The organism is Streptomyces plumbidurans (genome assembly GCF_019857225.1).
GTDB classification, from domain to species: Bacteria; Actinomycetota; Actinomycetes; order Streptomycetales; family Streptomycetaceae; genus Streptomyces; species Streptomyces plumbidurans.
Genome location: NZ_JAFJSY010000048.1, coordinates 23,004 through 39,812 on the forward strand (window position 1 = coordinate 23,004; position 16,809 = coordinate 39,812).

Annotated in this window: 15 protein-coding genes; 7 read left to right on the plus strand and 8 right to left on the minus strand. The window is 67.4% G+C overall.

The window, feature by feature from the left end; genetic code table 11:
- Positions 1-453 carry a GNAT family N-acetyltransferase gene (locus JYK17_RS26985; protein ID WP_108010376.1) on the plus strand — a complete coding sequence of 151 codons (453 nt, stop codon included), beginning with the start codon at positions 1-3 and terminating at the stop codon, positions 451-453.
- 17 nt (positions 454-470) lie between these two features.
- On the opposite strand, the gene JYK17_RS26990 is transcribed toward JYK17_RS26985, so the two are convergent.
- Entirely contained in the window at positions 471-1,898 is a 1,428-nt protein-coding gene (locus tag JYK17_RS26990; RefSeq protein WP_108010378.1) for a serine hydrolase domain-containing protein, read from the minus strand.
- A gap of 101 nt (positions 1,899-1,999) precedes the next feature.
- Positions 2,000-3,478, minus strand: coding sequence for a replicative DNA helicase (gene dnaB, locus JYK17_RS26995; RefSeq protein ID WP_108010380.1), 1,479 nt, complete (start codon positions 3,476-3,478; stop codon positions 2,000-2,002).
- A 455-nt stretch (positions 3,479-3,933) separates the two neighbouring features.
- Here dnaB and JYK17_RS27000 point away from each other — a divergent pair, with 455 nt between their 5' ends.
- Complete coding sequence (locus JYK17_RS27000; RefSeq protein ID WP_222811360.1) at positions 3,934-5,277, plus strand: MATE family efflux transporter; 1,344 nt, start codon at positions 3,934-3,936, stop codon at positions 5,275-5,277.
- Positions 5,278-5,416: 139 nt separating this feature from the next.
- On the opposite strand, the gene rplI is transcribed toward JYK17_RS27000, so the two are convergent.
- From rplI to rpsF, 4 genes are all read right to left on the minus strand, one after another.
- Entirely contained in the window at positions 5,417-5,863 is a 447-nt protein-coding gene (gene rplI, locus JYK17_RS27005; protein WP_108010384.1) for a 50S ribosomal protein L9, read from the minus strand.
- Positions 5,864-5,881: 18 nt separating this feature from the next.
- Complete coding sequence (gene rpsR / locus JYK17_RS27010; RefSeq protein ID WP_003949403.1) at positions 5,882-6,118, minus strand: 30S ribosomal protein S18; 237 nt, start codon at positions 6,116-6,118, stop codon at positions 5,882-5,884.
- Positions 6,119-6,175: 57 nt separating this feature from the next.
- On the minus strand, positions 6,176-6,775 hold the full coding sequence (locus JYK17_RS27015) for a single-stranded DNA-binding protein (protein WP_108010386.1): 600 nt from the start codon (positions 6,773-6,775) through the stop codon (positions 6,176-6,178).
- 76 nt (positions 6,776-6,851) lie between these two features.
- The gene (gene rpsF / locus JYK17_RS27020; RefSeq protein ID WP_006604399.1) at positions 6,852-7,142 is read right to left on the minus strand and encodes a 30S ribosomal protein S6; all 291 of its coding nucleotides are present in this window, start codon (positions 7,140-7,142) and stop codon (positions 6,852-6,854) included.
- Positions 7,143-7,428: 286 nt separating this feature from the next.
- On the opposite strand from rpsF, the gene JYK17_RS27025 reads away from it, so the two are divergent.
- From JYK17_RS27025 to JYK17_RS27035, 3 genes are all read left to right on the plus strand, one after another.
- Positions 7,429-7,743 carry a hypothetical protein gene (locus JYK17_RS27025; RefSeq protein ID WP_108010388.1) on the plus strand — a complete coding sequence of 105 codons (315 nt, stop codon included), beginning with the start codon at positions 7,429-7,431 and terminating at the stop codon, positions 7,741-7,743.
- Between the two features lie 178 nt (positions 7,744-7,921).
- Entirely contained in the window at positions 7,922-9,043 is a 1,122-nt protein-coding gene (femX, locus tag JYK17_RS27030; RefSeq protein ID WP_108010390.1) for a peptidoglycan bridge formation glycyltransferase FemX, read from the plus strand.
- A gap of 101 nt (positions 9,044-9,144) precedes the next feature.
- On the plus strand, positions 9,145-10,176 hold the full coding sequence (locus JYK17_RS27035; RefSeq protein WP_108010392.1) for an alanine racemase: 1,032 nt from the start codon (positions 9,145-9,147) through the stop codon (positions 10,174-10,176).
- A 147-nt stretch (positions 10,177-10,323) separates the two neighbouring features.
- Here JYK17_RS27035 and JYK17_RS27040 read toward each other — a convergent pair whose 3' ends face one another.
- A complete protein-coding gene (locus tag JYK17_RS27040; protein WP_108010394.1) occupies positions 10,324-11,841 on the minus strand; it encodes a glycosyltransferase family 87 protein in 1,518 nt (505 codons plus the stop codon).
- A 122-nt stretch (positions 11,842-11,963) separates the two neighbouring features.
- Positions 11,964-14,630: a transglycosylase domain-containing protein gene (locus JYK17_RS27045; RefSeq protein WP_108010396.1), complete on the minus strand. Its 2,667-nt coding sequence runs from the start codon at positions 14,628-14,630 to the stop codon at positions 11,964-11,966.
- Between the two features lie 352 nt (positions 14,631-14,982).
- On the opposite strand from JYK17_RS27045, the gene JYK17_RS27050 reads away from it, so the two are divergent.
- Entirely contained in the window at positions 14,983-15,666 is a 684-nt protein-coding gene (locus JYK17_RS27050; RefSeq protein WP_108010398.1) for a PadR family transcriptional regulator, read from the plus strand.
- Positions 15,667-15,710: 44 nt separating this feature from the next.
- A complete protein-coding gene (locus tag JYK17_RS27055) occupies positions 15,711-16,793 on the plus strand; it encodes an inositol-3-phosphate synthase (protein ID WP_108010400.1) in 1,083 nt (360 codons plus the stop codon).
- The last annotated feature ends 16 nt before the right edge of the window (positions 16,794-16,809 follow it).

The following is a 16,809-nucleotide window of genomic DNA, read 5'->3' on the forward strand; positions in this document are numbered from 1 at the left end:
ATGGGAGATCTTGAAATACGGCCCGCTACGGCGGACGACCTGCCCGCCATCGTCGCGATGCTCGCCGACGACCCGCTGGGTGCCCAGCGGGAGTCGCCGGACGATCTCACGCCCTATCTGACCGCGTGGGAGCGTCTTGCGTCCGACCCGAACCAGCATGTGGTCGTCGCGGTCCGAGAGAGCCGTGTGGTCGGCACGCTTCAGCTCACCGTCATTCCCGGATTGTCACGCCGTGGCGCCACCAGGTCGATCATCGAGGGAGTCCGCGTCCACGCCGATGAGCGCGGCAGCGGCTTGGGCACACGGTTCATCGAGTGGGCGATCGACGAATCCCGGCGCCAGGGCTGCCAGTTGGTCCAGCTGACCTCGGACACCAGCCGTACCGACGCGCATCGCTTCTATGAGCGGCTCGGCTTCACGGCCTCACACGTGGGCTTCAAACTTCAGTTGTGAGGCCGTGCAGTGACGCGTCATGTTTCACGTGAAACAGGGGGCTCGCCGGGCGTCGGAGTTTGAGCGATCCCCCGCCATCCGTCCGGGTCCACCCCACCCGGCACAGGAGCCCCCTCCTCGTACGGCTGACGCGTGAACACGAACGATCCGAGGTCCAGATGGCTCACGGTCCCGTCGGGGCGCCGTACGGGCCTCAGAAGCTCTCCGGCGTAATAGCCCTCCAGTCCCGTCCAGGTGCCGTCGCCGTTCGCCCTGAAGCGCGAACGGCGGCCACTACCCGACAAAGGTCCCAACGAGAGCCCGTCGTCGGCCGAGATGCGCAGGACGAACGCCTGGGTCCCCCAGTACCACGGGCCTGCCAACTCCATTTCGGACGCGTCGATTTCAGGCAGCGGTCGCCATGGATCGGGAATGCGCGGCTCGGCCTCGGCGACGATCCGCACGAGGTCCGCCCCTACGCTCGACAGCGCAGGCCCGGAGGTGCAGTTGGCCAGCACCACCGCCGCGACATCCTCCTCGACGTCGATGGTGAGGTTCGCCAGAAAGCCCGGCAACGAGCCGGAGTGACCCACCAGCAGCCGACCGTCCCGTAGCTGGATCTGCAGTCCCAGCCCGTACGCCCCCCCGTCCATCACATCTGCGGCTTCGGACGGCGCCGCGGGTTCCCGCATCTCCCTCACGGATGCGGCGCTCAGCACCCTGTCATCGCCCTGCGTCAGGAAGACGGCGAAGCGCGCCAGATCGCCGGTGGTGGACCAGAGCTGACCGGCGGGAGCCATCCGGCCCAGGTCCTCGGCGGGTTCGGGCAGCAGGACATCGGCCCAGGGATGCACGGCCCAGCCACCCGCATGGGGAGCCCGCGGCTGAGCGCTCGTACGGTCGAGGCCCAGGGATTCGAGCACTTCACGCCGAAGTACGTCCTCCCACGGGGCCCCGCGCAGCTTCTCCACCAGGGCGCCCAGCAGGGTGTAGCCGGGGTTCGAGTAGTGGAAGCGCCGGCCCACCGGATGCAGGAAGGGCTGCTCGCCCAGGACATCGGCGAGTTCCGGGCGCAGCGTCCCCGGAGTGCGTTCCCACCACGGTGCGGGCGACTCCGCGGCCAGTCCGCCCGAATGGGCAAGGAGATCGACGATGGTGGCCTCCCCCGCCCCGGTCCCCGGCAGATGCTTCTCCAGCGGATCACCGAGGTCGAGTACGCCTTCGTCGCGCAGCCTCAGTACGAGCACGGCGGTGAAGGTCTTGGTGATCGAGCCGATGCGGTACTGCACGTTCTCGTCCGGGCCGTGCCCGTCCACCGAGGTCCGCGCACCGTGCCACACCGCCCGACCGCCCCTGACGACCGTCGCGGCCAACGACGGCGCACGTCCTTCGGCCTGGGCCACGGCGATCCGATGCAACAGCGCCCGACGCGTACCGGGGAGCAACTCTTCCTGAGGTGTCGTCATGCCCCCAGTCCAACCCGCGGGGCACTCGGTCGTCGAGCGCATTTGTGTCGCGTGCGCTTGTGTCGAGTGCGTCTGCGGCGGTGGAGCCCGGCTCGGTCGGATCAGGTCTGCGCCATGTCCACGAAGCGCGAGTAGTGGCCCTGGAAGGCGACCGTGATCGTCGCCGTCGGGCCGTTACGGTGCTTGGCGACGATCAGGTCAGCCTCGCCCGCGCGCGGCGACTCCTTCTCGTAGGCGTCCTCGCGGTGCAGCAGGATGACCATGTCGGCGTCCTGCTCGATGGAGCCGGACTCACGCAGGTCGGAGACCATCGGCTTCTTGTCGGTGCGCTGTTCCGGGCCACGGTTCAGCTGGGAGAGGGCGATGACCGGGATCTCCAGCTCCTTGGCGAGGAGCTTGAGGTTACGGGACATGTCCGAGACCTCCTGCTGGCGGTTCTCGGCCCGCTTGGAGCCGCCCGACTGCATCAGTTGGAGATAGTCGATGACGACCAGTCTGATGTCGTTGCGCTGTTTGAGCCGACGGCACTTGGCGCGGATCTCCATCATCGACAGGTTCGGGGAGTCGTCGATGAACAGCGGTGCGGCCGAGACGTCCGGCATCCGGCGGGCGAGGCGGGTCCAGTCCTCGTCGGTCATGGTGCCCGATCGCATGTGATGCAGCGCCACGCGTGCCTCGGCGGACAGCAGGCGCATCGCGATCTCGTTGCGCCCCATTTCGAGGGAGAAGATGACGCTGGGCAGGTTGTGCTTGATGGACGCGGCGCGCGCGAAGTCCAGCGCGAGCGTGGACTTGCCCATCGCGGGACGGGCGGCGATGACGACCATCTGGCCCGGGTGCAGGCCGTTGGTGAGCGAGTCGAAGTCGGTGAAGCCCGTCGGCACGCCGGTCATCTCGCCGGAGCGGGAGCCGATCGCCTCGATCTCGTCGAGGGCGCCCTCCATGATGTCGCCGAGCGGGAGGTAGTCCTCGCTGGTGCGCTGCTCGGTGACCGCGTAGATCTCGGCCTGGGCGCGGTTGACGATCTCGTCGACGTCGTCGTCGGCCGCGTATCCCATCTGGGTGATGCGGGTGCCGGCCTCGACCAGACGGCGCAGGACCGCACGCTCGTGGACGATCTCCGCGTAGTACTCGGCGTTGGCCGCCGTCGGTACGGTCTGGACGAGCGTGTGCAGATACGAGGCGCCGCCGACCTTGTTGATCTCGCCGCGCTTGGTGAGTTCTGCGGCGATGGTGATGGGGTCGGCCGGCTCTCCCTTGGCGTAGACGTCGAGGATCGCCTGGAAGATCGTCTCGTGTGCTGGTTTGTAGAAGTCGTGGCCCTTGAGGATCTCCACGACGTCGGCGATGGCGTCCTTGGACAGAAGCATGCCGCCGAGGACGGACTGCTCCGCATCGAGATCCTGGGGCGGTACGCGCTCGAAGGACGTGCCCCCGCCGTCCCATTCGCCGGTGTCACGGCCCCGGTCGTGCTGCTCGCCGCGACCGCGTTCCCCGTCTCCGCGGCGGCGGGAGGCGGGCAGACGATCACTGGGACCGCTGTCGGCCCACGGGTCGTCCAAGGGCTCGGAAATGCTCACCGAGCCACCTCCTCCCGTCCGCCCCCGAGCGGACCTAGCCATGCCCCTATTTCTACGGCACGGCACTGACAAATGAGAGGCCCAACTCCGGTTGACGGGCGTCGGTTTTGGGCTGGTTTCCCTGCCGACCAGCGGAGCGGGCGCCGGACCACGGTAGGCCCGCGGGCGACGTCAGCCAATCTGGTTATCCACAGGCCATGTGGACGACGGCCCGGATGCTGTGGAGAACTCCTCAAAACCTGTGCACGACACGGTGGACAGCCCTGTGAACAAGCTCGGCCGTCTTCCGGCCTACGGCGCCTGACCTGCAGTTTTCCCGTCCACCGGCTGTGCAGAAGAAAAACTTCCCCAGTCGGACCAAGATCTCTTCGAACGGCACCCGAAAGATCGCCGGGCTGCAGGAGAGGTAAGGGTCACAAAGACTTTGCATCTCTTACCTGTGGACGATTACATTGATGCTCATGACACAGGCTCCCGCGACGCCCAAGGGCACCCGGAGACAGCACGATCGAGAGATCGTCGCACTGGCCGTCCCGGCCTTCGGCGCACTCGTCGCCGAGCCCCTCTTCGTCATGGCCGACAGTGCGATCGTCGGCCACCTCGGCACGGCACAACTCGCCGGCCTCGGCATCGCCTCGGCTCTCCTGACAACAGCGGTGAGCATCTTCGTCTTCCTCGCCTACGCCACCACGGCGGCCGTTGCCCGACGGGTCGGTGCCGGCGACCTCCAGGCCGCGATCCGGCAGGGCATGGACGGCATCTGGCTGGCCCTGCTGCTCGGCGCGGCCGTCATTGCCTCCGTGCTGCCCACAGCACCGGCCCTGGTGCAGCTCTTCGGCGCCTCGGACACCGCCGCCCCCTACGCGACCACATACCTCCGCATCTCCTCCCTCGGCATCCCGGCAATGCTGGTCGTGCTCGCCGCGACCGGCGTGCTGCGCGGCCTGCAGGACACCAGGACCCCGCTCTACGTGGCGGTCGCGGGCTTCGTCGCCAACGCCGCCCTGAACGCCGGCCTGGTCTACGGCGCCGGCCTCGGCATCGCCGGATCCGCCTGGGGCACCGTCATCGCCCAGTGGGGCATGGCCGCCGTCTACCTCACCGTGGTCGTCAGAGGTGCACGCCGGCACGGCGCCTCCCTGCGCCCGGATGCCGGAGGGATCCGCGCCTCGGCCCAGGCTGGCGTACCCCTGCTGGTCCGCACGCTGTCGTTGCGGGCAATCCTGATGATCGCCACCGCCGTCGCGGCCCGCCTCGGAGACGCGGACATCGCGGCTCACCAGATCATCCTCTCCCTGTGGAGCCTGCTCGCGTTCGCGCTCGACGCCATCGCCATCGCCGGACAGGCCATCATCGGGCGTTATCTCGGCGCCGATGACGCCGAAGGCGCACGTGGAGCGTGTCGTCGGATGGTGGAGTGGGGCATCGCGGTCGGCGTCGTACTCGGCATCCTCGTCGTCGTCACCCGCCCCGTCTTCCTCCCTCTGTTCACCAGCGACTCGGTGGTGAAGGACGCGGCTCTGCCCGCTCTGGTGATCGTCGCTCTCTCGCAACCGATCAGCGGCATCGTCTTCGTCCTGGACGGCGTCCTGATGGGCGCAGGCGACGGACCCTATCTCGCCTGGGCCATGGTGATCACCCTGGCCGTCTTCACCCCGGTCGCTCTCCTGGTTCCGACCCTGGGGGGCGGCCTCACCGCGCTGTGGGGAGCGATGACTCTGATGATGGCGGTCCGCATGCTCACCCTCTGGCTGCGCGCCCGCTCGGGACGGTGGATCGTCACCGGCGCGACCCGCTGAGCGTTTCACGTGAAACACCGCGGGTTGCCACGTTTCACGTGAAACAAGCGGCACGCACACGGATGAACGCGCACGAGAGAGGGGCCGCACCCCTGGAGGTGCGGCCCCTCTCTTGTCTGCTCAGCAGAGCGTGCGGCGATCAGGCCGCGACGACCTCGATGTTGACCTTGGCGGCAACCTCGGGGTGCAGACGCACGGACGTCTCGTGGGCGCCCAGCGTCTTGATGGGCGAGCCCAGCTCGATGCGACGCTTGTCGACCTCGGGGCCACCGGACGCCTTGATCGCGGAAGCGATGTCGGCCGGGGTGACGGAACCGAAGAGACGACCGGCGTTGCCCGAGCGGACAGCCAGACGGACCTTGACGCCCTCGAGCTGGGTCTTCACCTGGTTGGCCTGCTCGATGGTCTGGATCTCGTGGATCTTGCGAGCACGACGGATCTGCTCGACGTCCTTCTCGCCACCCTTGGTCCAGCGGATAGCGAACTTCCGCGGGATCAGGTAGTTGCGAGCGTAACCGTCCTTGACGTCGACGACGTCGCCGGCAGCGCCGAGGCCGGAGACCTCGTGGGTGAGGATGATCTTCATGCGTAGGTCACCCTTCCCTTATCGCGCGGTGGACGTGTAGGGCAGCAGCGCCATCTCACGGCTGTTCTTGACGGCCGTGGCGACGTCACGCTGATGCTGCGTGCAGTTGCCGGTCACGCGGCGGGCACGGATCTTGCCGCGGTCGGAAATGAACTTCCGCAGCATGTTCGTGTCCTTGTAGTCCACGTACGTGACCTTGTCCTTGCAGAAAGCGCAGACCTTCTTCTTAGGCTTGCGCACAGGCGGCTTCGCCATGGTGTTTCTCCTGTGTGATCAAGAAGTGTGGGTACGACCCACCCCTGGGCCTCAGGCCTAGAAGGGGGGTTCGTCCGAGTAGCCGCCACCGCTGCCGCCGGAGTTTCCACCCCAGCCGCCGCCACCGCCGCCGCCCTGGTTGCCACCGGCGGGAGCGCCGGTCGCCCACGGGTCGTCGGCGGGAGCACCGCCGCCGCCCTGCTGGCCGCCGCCGGAGTTTCCACCCCAGCCGCCGCCACCCTGGCCGCCACCGCCACCGCCGCCGTAACCGCCCTGGCCCTGCCCACCGCGACCGGTGGTCTTGGTGACCTTGGCCGTGGCGTTGCGCAGGCTGGCGCCGACTTCGTCGACGTCCAGCTCGTAGACCGTGCGCTTGACGCCCTCACGGTCCTCGTAGGACCGCTGCTTCAGCCGGCCCTGCACGATGACGCGCATGCCTCGCTGGAGCGACTCGGCGACGTTCTCCGCCGCCTGACGCCAGACCGAGCAGGTCAGGAACAGGCTCTCGCCGTCCTTCCACTCGTTCGTCTGACGGTCGAAGGTGCGCGGGGTGGACGCGACACGGAACTTCGCGACCGCCGCACCGGAAGGGGTGAAGCGCAGCTCGGGGTCGTCGACAAGATTGCCGACGACCGTGATGACGGTCTCGCCTGCCATGGGGAACCTCTCGGCGGGTTTGCTGCTGGCTGCTTGTGCTGCTACTCGAATCCCGGGACCAGCTGAGCGGGAGAGCTCAGTGGGTCTCGGGACGGAGGACCTTGGTCCGGAGGACCGACTCGTTCAGGTTCATCTGGCGGTCGAGCTCCTTGACGACCGCAGGCTCGGCCTGCAGGTCGATGACCGAGTAGATGCCCTCGGGCTTCTTCTTGATCTCGTACGAGAGACGACGACGGCCCCAGGTGTCGACCTTCTCCACCTTTCCGTTGCCCTCACGGACGACGGAGAGGAAGTTCTCGATCAGCGGGGAGACAGCGCGCTCCTCGAGATCGGGGTCGAGGATGACCATCACCTCGTAGTGACGCATGTGGAACCCACCTCCTTTGGACTCAGCGGCCACGGTCGTTCCGTGGCAGGAGGGTCGTGATGCGTGAGCAACGGTATCGGCCGCCACTGACAATCGGGGGCCGACGAGCGGCATCCCCGGTCTGGCCTGGACGGTTCCCTGGTACTGCGTGGGCAGACACCGGTGCAGACCGTACAGAGTACCTGTCCACCCGCTTCCGGTTGAAATCCGGTCGGGGGGACCGTCAATCTGTACACATCGGGTGTGCATGGCGCTACGATGCGCCGTCTTCCGCAGGAGGTGCCCCATGGCACAAGCATTGCGACCCAACACCGCCGGAGGCCTTTTCGCCACGGACGGGAAACCCCACCCCATCCAGGACACGCTCCTCGCAGTGACCGTGTTGCTCGGTGTGGTGGCGTTCGTGACCGGCTTCTTCCACGACCTGCACCTGCTCAGCTCCTGGACCGGCCTGGTGGGTCTCATCACCGGGGCATACGGCCAGTGGATCTCGGAGACGACCCGCGAACGCTTCGGACTCATCCTGGGTCTCGGCGCATCGGGAGTCGGTTTCTTCCTCGGCATGGCGCACGGCGGCCTCTTCGGCGGGGTCATCGGCTGACGCCAGGGACACCGTTCGACCAACTCCCCATAAAGCACCACGGAACGCCTCGGCGGCCCACGAGCCGGGACGCGGGTTTCGTACGCCCACTCGGGCCGCTCGCCGGGCGCAGTAGGCTTCGGCGCGAGAGCCGGAGCCCCTGACCCATGGGGACACACCAGCCCGAGGAGCACCCCGAATGAGCCTGACCCTGAGGACGATCAGTCGCGAGCAGCATCTGGCATACATCCAGAGTCTGCCCTCGGCGAGCCACATGCAGGTTCCGGCCTGGGCCGACGTCAAGGCCGAGTGGCGCTCCGAGAGTCTCGGCTGGTTCGACGAGCGCACGGGTCAGATGGTCGGTGCCGGCCTCGTCCTCTACCGTCAGCTGCCCAAGATCAAGCGCTACCTCGCCTATCTGCCCGAGGGCCCGGTCATCAACTGGTTCGCGCCGAACCTGACCGAGTGGCTGGAACCGATGCTCGCGCACCTCAAGCAGCAGGGCGCCTTCTCCGTGAAGATGGGCCCACCGGTGATCATCCGGCGCTGGGAGGCCGGCTCCATCAAGGGCGGCATCCAGAACCCGGACGTGAAGCGGCTGCGCGACATCGAGGCCGACTTCATCGAGCCGCGCGCATTCGAGGTCGCCGACAAGCTGCGGCGCATGGGCTGGCAGCAGGGCGAGGACGGCGGCGCCGGCTTCGGCGACGTCCAGCCGCGCTATGTCTTCCAGGTGCCGCTGGCCAACCGCTCCCTGGAAGAGGTCCACAAGAACTTCAACCAGCTGTGGCGACGCAACATCAAGAAGGCCGAGAAGGCCGGTGTCGCGGTCGTCCAGGGTGGCTACCAGGACCTCGAGGAGTGGCAGCGGCTGTACGAGATCACGGCGGTGCGCGACCACTTCCGGCCCCGCCCGCTGTCGTACTTCCAGCGCATGTGGTCGGCCCTCAACACCGAGGACCCCAACCGCATGCGGCTGTACTTCGCCCGCCACAACGGCGTGAACCTCTCGGCGGCGACCATGCTGATCGTCGGCGGGCACGTCTGGTACTCCTACGGCGCCTCCGACAACATCGGGCGCGAGGTCCGGCCCTCGAACGCGATGCAGTGGCGGATGCTGCGGGATGCCTACGCCCTCGGCGCGACCGTCTACGACCTGCGCGGCATCTCCGACTCCCTGGACGAGACCGACCACCTCTTCGGCCTGATCCAGTTCAAGGTGGGCACGGGCGGCCAGGCCGCCGAGTACCTCGGCGAGTGGGACTTCCCGCTCAACAAGCTGCTCCACAAGGCGCTCGACATCTACATGTCGCGCCGCTGAGCCCCATCGGCCCCGGCCGTTTGCTTCGATGAGTCCGACAGCTTCGTTCGCTTCCATATCTCTGATACACCGCAGCCACGAGAAAGGTTCCGGGTCCGGCCATGGCGCTCACGCTCTACGTCGACACCGCGCGCTGGCGGGCGCACCACAAGCACGTGCAGGAGCAGTTCCCGGGGCTCGTCCCCGTCTGCAAGGGCAACGGCTACGGCTTCGGGCACGAACGGCTGGCGGAGGAGGCCACACGACTGGGCTCGGACGTCCTCGCCGTCGGCACGACCTACGAAGCCGCACGCATCAAGGACTACTTCGGCGGTGACCTGCTCGTACTGACGCCGTACCGGCGCGGCGAGGAGCCCGTCCCGCTGCCCGACCGGGTCATCCGCTCCGTGTCGTCGGTGGACGGCGTGTACGGCCTCGTGGGCGCCCGTGTGGTCATCGAGGTCATGTCCTCGATGAAGCGCCACGGCATCACCGCCCAGGAGCTGCCTCAACTGCATGCCGCCATAGAGAACATCCGCCTCGAGGGCTTCGCCATCCACCTGCCGCTGGACCGCACGGACGGCTCGGACGCCGTCGAGGAGGTCATCGGCTGGATGGACCACCTGCGTGCGGCCCGGCTGCCGCTGCACACGATGTTCGTCAGCCACCTCAAGGCCGAGGAACTCCACCGGCTGCAGCAGCAGTTCCCGCAGACCCGCTTCCGCGCCCGCATCGGCACGCGGCTGTGGCTGGGGGACCACGAGGCCACCGAGTACCGCGGTGCGGTCCTGGATGTCACGCGCGTCGCCAAGGGAGACCGTTTCGGCTACCGCCAGCAGAGGGCGGCCTCCGACGGCTTCCTGGTGGTCGTGGCGGGCGGAACCTCGCACGGGGTGGGCCTGGAGGCCCCGAAGGCGCTGCACGGTGTCATGCCGCGCGCCAAGGGCGTCGCACGCGCCGGTCTGGCCACGGTGAACCGGAACCTCTCGCCGTTCGTCTGGGGCGGCAAGCAGCGCTGGTTCGCGGAGCCGCCGCACATGCAGGTCTCCATCCTGTTCGTTCCCTCGGACGCGCCCGAGCCCAAGGTGGGCGAGGAGCTGGTGGCCCATCTGCGGCACACCACCACGCAGTTCGACCGCATCGTGGACCGCTGAGCAGGGCGACCGAACGGGCGCCAAGCAGCCGAAAGGCCGTACACGGGCTTCTCCCGTGTACGGCCTTTTCGTATGCGTCGGCAGAGGGCTTGCGCGTGTACCGGCAGGTGTCTCGCTGTCAGTCCCCGTCGCCTACGAGTTGTTCGCTCAGAGCGAACCCTCCGTGGAGGATGGCGTTCCACCGCTGCCCCACTCCACCTGAGGACCGTCGAAGTGGGCCGCGTGCCGCGGTGGATGCGCCGCAGAGCCGACGGTGAAGACGTCCTCCGCGCCGTCCAGCACACCGCCCGACGGATCGTCGTCGCCGGCCCGGCGCACCGGATCCCGGTCCGGCATGAGGATGTCGCGCACGATGACGGCGCACAGATACAGCGTTCCCAGCAGGTGCACGACGATGGCCCAGTGATAGCCGTCCTGCGGCAGGCCCTTGTGGGCGTCACCGCTGGTCGTGTACGCGAGGTACAGCCAGATGCCGAGGAAGTACCCGACCTCGCACGCCTGCCAGATCAGGAAGTCCCGCCACTTCGGACGGGCCAGCGCGGCCAGGGGGACCAGCCACAGGACGTACTGCGGCGAGTAGACCTTGTTGGTGAGGATGAACGCCGCGACGATCAGGAAGGCGAGCTGGGCGAAGCGCGGACGGCGCGGAGCGGTCATCGTGAGCATCGCGATACCCACGCAGCACAGCACCATGAGCGCGATGGCCAGATTGTTCACGGTGTCCGTCGTGAGCGGGTTGCTCGAGTTCTGGGCCAAGATCAGCCAGAAGGAGCCGAAGTCCACGCCCCGGTCGTGGCTGAACGTGTAGAACTGCGACCAGCCGGCCCTGGCGAAGAACCACACCGGCAGGTTCACAACGAGCCAGGCGACGGCGGCTCCCGCCAGAGCTCTGCCGAAGTCCCGCCATTTGCCCGCGCGCCAGCACAGAAGGAGCAGGGGGCCGAGCAGCAGGCCGGGATAGAGCTTGGCGGCCGTGGCAAGCCCCAGGAGGACCCCGAAGGCGAGGGAGCGCCCCCGGGACCACATCAGCATCGCCGCGGCCGTCAGAGCGACCGCCAGCAGGTCCCAGTTGATGGTGGCGGTCAGCGCGAACGCCGGGGCCAGGGCGACCAGCAGTCCGTCCCAGGGACGGCGGGCGTGCGTGCGGGCCACGCAGACCGCGATGACGGCAGCGCAGACCATCAGCAGGCCGGCGTTGACCATCCAGTACCACTGCTCCTGGTCCTGGATGCTGCCGCTGCCCGGCGTGAGCCAGGCGGCCACCTCCATGAACACACCGGTCAGCACCGGGTATTCGAGGTACGGCATGTCACCGGGGAGCTTGTCGAAGTACGGCACAAGCCCGTCGGCGAAACCGCGCCCCTGATACAGATGCGGGATGTCGGAGTAACACGCCTTCGTGTACTGCGAGCTGGCCCCGAAGAACCAGGCGCCGTTGTAGCAGGGAGCCTTCTGGACCAGTCCGAGGGCGAACATGCCGATCGCCACGAGCGCGACCACCCTGACGGGCGTCCACCAGGACATCCCGAGCAGGGCGTGCCGCCCGACGGGGCCGCCGATCAGCTCGCTGCCGGACGCCGCGATCGCGTCCTCTTTGGTCGGCCGCACCGGATCCGGTTCGTGCACGCTCGCTTGCGTCGATTCTGCGCTGGGCATGCCGCACATCCTGCCGTACGTGTCTAGGTATACGCCGAGGGCCGCCGCAACCACTCAGGTGCGGCGGCCCTCGTTTCACGTGAAACATGGGCATGTTTCACGTGAAACACCCGTGCCGGGCGTTCTGGCGACTAGCCGCCCTGGCCTCCGAAGAGACCTCCATTGCCATTGCCTCTGCTGTTGCCGGTCCCGCCGGTGTCCGTGGCCGTCGGTGACGGAGTCACGCCCCCGTCCGTGCCACCGGTGTCCGTGCCCCCGGTATCCGTGCACTGCCAGCTGAACCGGCAGGACTCGGTCGGCGTCGGCGTCGGACTCGTCAGCGTCTCGCTGGGCGTCGGAGTCGGCGTCGGCGTGGCTTGCTCGGTCTCACTCACCGTCGGCGTGGGCGTCGGGCTCGGAACGGCGTTGACGATCTCACCGATCGGCTGCGGGGTGTTGAAGGGCACGGCCTTCTGTCCCTTCAGCGCCTCTTCCATGTAGTCGTGCCAGATCGTCGACGGGAACGAGGCACCGTGGATCTTCTTCTGGCCGCCCGTTCCGTACATCTCGAGGAACGTGCGGTTCTTCTTGCTCTCGTCGTCGTCGTACCGGAACATCGTGATCGCCGTGGACAGCTGCGGGGTGTAGCCCACGAACCAGGCCGACTTGTTGCCGTCGGTGGTACCGGTCTTGCCGGCCACCTCGCGCCCCGGAAGCTGGGCGTTGGTACCGGTTCCCTTGTCGACCACGGTCTTCAGCACGTCGGTGACGTTGTCGGCCACCTGAGAGGTGAAGGCCTGCTTCGCCTTGTCCTCGTGGGTGTAGATCGTGCCGTCCTTGCTCTCCACCTCCTTGACGGAGAACGGCTCACGCTGCTCACCACTGGCCGCGAACGTGGCGTACGCACCTGCCATGCGGATCGCGCTCGGGTCGGAGATGCCGATCGAGAAGGACGGGAAGCTGGTTCCGGCCAGGCTGTCCTCCTTGAGGCCGGCATCCATCGCCGCCTCCTTGACCTTGTCAAGCCCGACATCCATGCCGAGTTGCACGAAGGCGGAGTTCACCGATTCACGCATCGCCTCGCGGAGGTCGATGTCGTACCGGGGAGGAGTGCCGTACGACTCGTTGCCGTCGTTCGTCTGCAGCCACTCCTTGCCCTTGTCGTTCTTCCAGACCGTCCCGTCGTACTCCTTGATCTTGAGCCTGTTCTTGCCGCTGTACAGGCTCTTCGGGGAGACCTGGGTGCGCTCGTCCTGTGCCTGCTCCGGGCCCAGGCTCTTGTCCCGCACGCCCCACTTCATCGCCGCCGCCAGCACGAACGGCTTGAACGTCGAGCCGACCTGAGCGCCCGTCTGGTCGGCGTTGTCGGTGAAGTGCTTGGTCGCGTCCTCGCCGCCGTAGATGGCCTCGATGGCGCCGGTCTCCGGGTTGACGGACGCTCCGCCGAACTGGACGTGCGTGTCCGTCTTCGGGCGCTCCTTGGGCTTGATGTTCGCCTTCTGGACCTTGGTGACGGAGGCCTCGAGCTCCTTGACCTTCTTCTTGTCGAAGGTCGTGTGGATCGAGTAGCCGCCCTGTTGCAGCTGATCGGCGGTGAGGATCTTGTTGTTGATCAGGTACGCCTTGGCGAGGTCGACGAGATAGCCGGTCTGGCCCCTGAGGTCGCTGTTGGAGCGCGGGTTCTGCACCTTGGGCAGCGTGGTGTACTTCTGCCGCTCCGAGGCGCTCAGGTGCCCGTACGCCACCATCTTGTTGAGCGTGTTCTGCATCTGGCCCAGGGCACGCTCGCTGTTGGCCTTGGGAGTGGCGGACGGGTCGAGGGACGTCGCGCCCGCCGGGTCGTAGTACGTCGCGCCCTTGAGCATCGCCGACAGGAACGCACACTGTCCCGCGTTCAGTTTGACGGCATCCGTGTTGAAGTACGCGCGCGCCGCCGCCTGTATGCCGTAGGCACCGCGTCCGTAGTAGGCCGAGTTCAGATAACCGGCCATGATGTCGTCCTTCGACTTGGTGGCACCCACCTTGATCGAGACGAAGATCTCCTTGAACTTGCGTGAGATGGTCTGGGACTGGTCGTTCAGCATCGCGTTCTTCACGTACTGCTGCGTGATGGTCGATCCGCCCTGCGTCTCACCGCCCCTGGCCATGTTGAAGACGGCGCGGGCGATGCCCTTGGGGTCGATGCCGCTGTCGGTCTCGAAGGTCTTGTTCTCCTGCGAGATCACGGCGTACTGCATGTTCTTGGGGATCTGCGAGAGGTTGACAATCTGCCGGTTCGTCTCGCCACCCGTGGCAACCATCTCGCTGCCGTCGGCCCAGTAGAAGACGTTGTTCTGGGCGCTCGCGGTCTTGGCGATGTCCGGCACGCCCACCATGGCGTAGGCGATCCCCGCGACGGCCACCATGCTGCCGAAGAACCCGATGAAGAGTCCGGTCACCAGCTTCCACGACGGCACCCAGCGCGCGGCGCCGTACTTGCCCGCGCGCGGATAGTCGATGACCCGCTTCTTGCCCGGAGGGCCTGTGCGCTGCCTGCCCCGGCCCGGTCCGTTCGGACCCCCCGGCGCGCCGCGTCGACCCCCGCGGCCGGGCTCGGCCGCTCGGCGGCGGCCGCCTCCACTCTTCTGTGCCGCGCGGCGGGCTTCGGCTCGGCCACTGTAGGGCCGTTCCTCGCCCTCCGACCCGTATGCGTCGGAGGGAGATCCGGTGGCGCCTCGCGGTGCCGCACGGCGGCCGGAGGATGCGCCGGACGGACCGCGACGGTTCGCGGCGCGTCCTCCTCCCTGCGGCTGCGGCGGTTTGCGACGGTGCTCGCTCATCGAACGACTACTCCTCGGGCAGGCGCACCTTTGCGCGCCTGGAAACGGCGGCTGGTTTCCGGTCCCCCCGAAGTACGGATGTGGTCGATCGCGCATTCACCCGTACGGCACCTAGGACGATGACGTCCCCTTGCGTCACTCGGTTCCCGGTGATGTGCATGGCGCACAGACTACGCACCGTCAAAACCCCCGAGGCCCGAAGTTCAGCCCAAATCAGGCAACTTGCCTCCGATGAATAAGTGATGTGATCCCGTTCACCGCTTCCCCACTTGTCGCAGCCGGATGGCCGTTCTATCGTGCTGATGTATCGAGTCGATACATCGGGGCGAGATAAAGGGCGAGGAGGCGAGGGATGAGCCGGCGTTCCGGGATCCTTGAGTTCGCCGTACTCGGCCTGCTCCGCGAGTCACCGATGCACGGCTATGAGCTGCGCAAGCGACTCAATACGTCACTGGGTGTGTTCCGTGCGTTCAGCTACGGCACGCTCTACCCCTGCCTCAAGACGCTGGTCGCCAACGGCTGGTTGATCGAGGAGGCGGGACACACTCACGAGGACGCCCTCGCCGCACCACTCGCAGGACGTCGCGCCAAGATCGTCTACCGGTTGACGGCGGAAGGTAAGGAGCACTTCGAGGAGCTGCTCTCCCAGACGGGACCGGACGCGTACGAGGACGAGCACTTCGCCGCTCGTTTCGCCTTCTTCGGCCAGACGTCGCGCGACGTACGCATGCGCGTGCTCGAGGGTCGGCGCAGCCGCCTGGAGGAGCGTCTGGAGAAGATGAGCACCTCCTTGGCGCGCACCCGGGAGCGCCTCGACGACTACACGCTTGAGCTCCAGCGCCACGGGATGGAGTCCGTGGAGCGCGAAGTGCGCTGGCTGAACGAGCTCATCGAGAGCGAGCGGGCCGGACGGGACCTGAAGGGGCCGGCCTCCGGGGGGACCGCTCAGCAGAACAACACCACTGGATCGCCGGGCGTCCTGCCCCGGCCCGGGGATGCCCCCGGGTCGGATGCGCCTGGCGACACCGCCACGTGAGCGCCCAGTCAGGGCCTCACTCGTACACACAGGGAGCAACCGGAATGGGTTCGGTTCGCGTAGCCATCGTCGGTGTGGGCAACTGCGCCGCGTCGCTGGTGCAGGGAGTCGAGTACTACAAGGACGCCGACCCGGCGTCGAGGGTCCCCGGCCTGATGCATGTGCAGTTCGGTGACTATCACGTGCGTGACGTCGAGTTCGTCGCCGCGTTCGACGTCGACGCGAAGAAGGTCGGTCTCGACCTGGCGGACGCGATCGGCGCCTCCGAGAACAACACCATCAAGATCTGCGACGTGCCGAACGCCGGCGTGACGGTCCAGCGCGGCCACACCCTCGACGGCCTCGGCAAGTACTACCGCGAGACCATCGAGGAGTCCGCCGAGGCCCCGGTCGACGTGGTCCAGGTCCTCAAGGACAAGCAGGTCGACGTGCTCGTCTGCTACCTGCCGGTGGGTTCCGAGAACGCGGCGAAGTTCTACGCCCAGTGCGCCATCGACGCCAAGGTCGCCTTCGTCAACGCCCTTCCGGTCTTCATCGCCGGCACCAAGGAGTGGGCGGACAAGTTCACCGAGGCGGGCGTCCCGATCGTCGGTGACGACATCAAGTCGCAGGTCGGCGCCACCATCACGCACCGCGTCATGGCGAAGCTGTTCGAGGACCGGGGCGTCGTCCTGGACCGCACGATGCAGCTGAACGTCGGCGGCAACATGGACTTCAAGAACATGCTCGAGCGCGAGCGCCTGGAGTCCAAGAAGATCTCCAAGACGCAGGCCGTCACCTCCCAGATCCGCGACCGCGAACTCGGCGAGGGCAACGTCCACATCGGCCCGTCCGACTGGGTGGCCTGGCTCGACGACCGCAAGTGGGCGTATGTCCGCCTCGAGGGCCGCGCCTTCGGTGACGTTCCGCTGAACCTGGAGTACAAGCTCGAGGTCTGGGACTCCCCGAACTCCGCGGGTGTCATCATCGACGCCCTGCGCGCCGCGAAGATCGCCAAGGACCGCGGCATCGCGGGCCCGATCCTGTCGGCGTCGTCGTACTTCATGAAGTCCCCGCCGGTCCAGTACTTCGACGACGAGGCCCGCGAGAACGTCGAGAAGTTCATCAGGGGAGAGGTCGAGCGCTGAGGCGCGCGCCGACGCA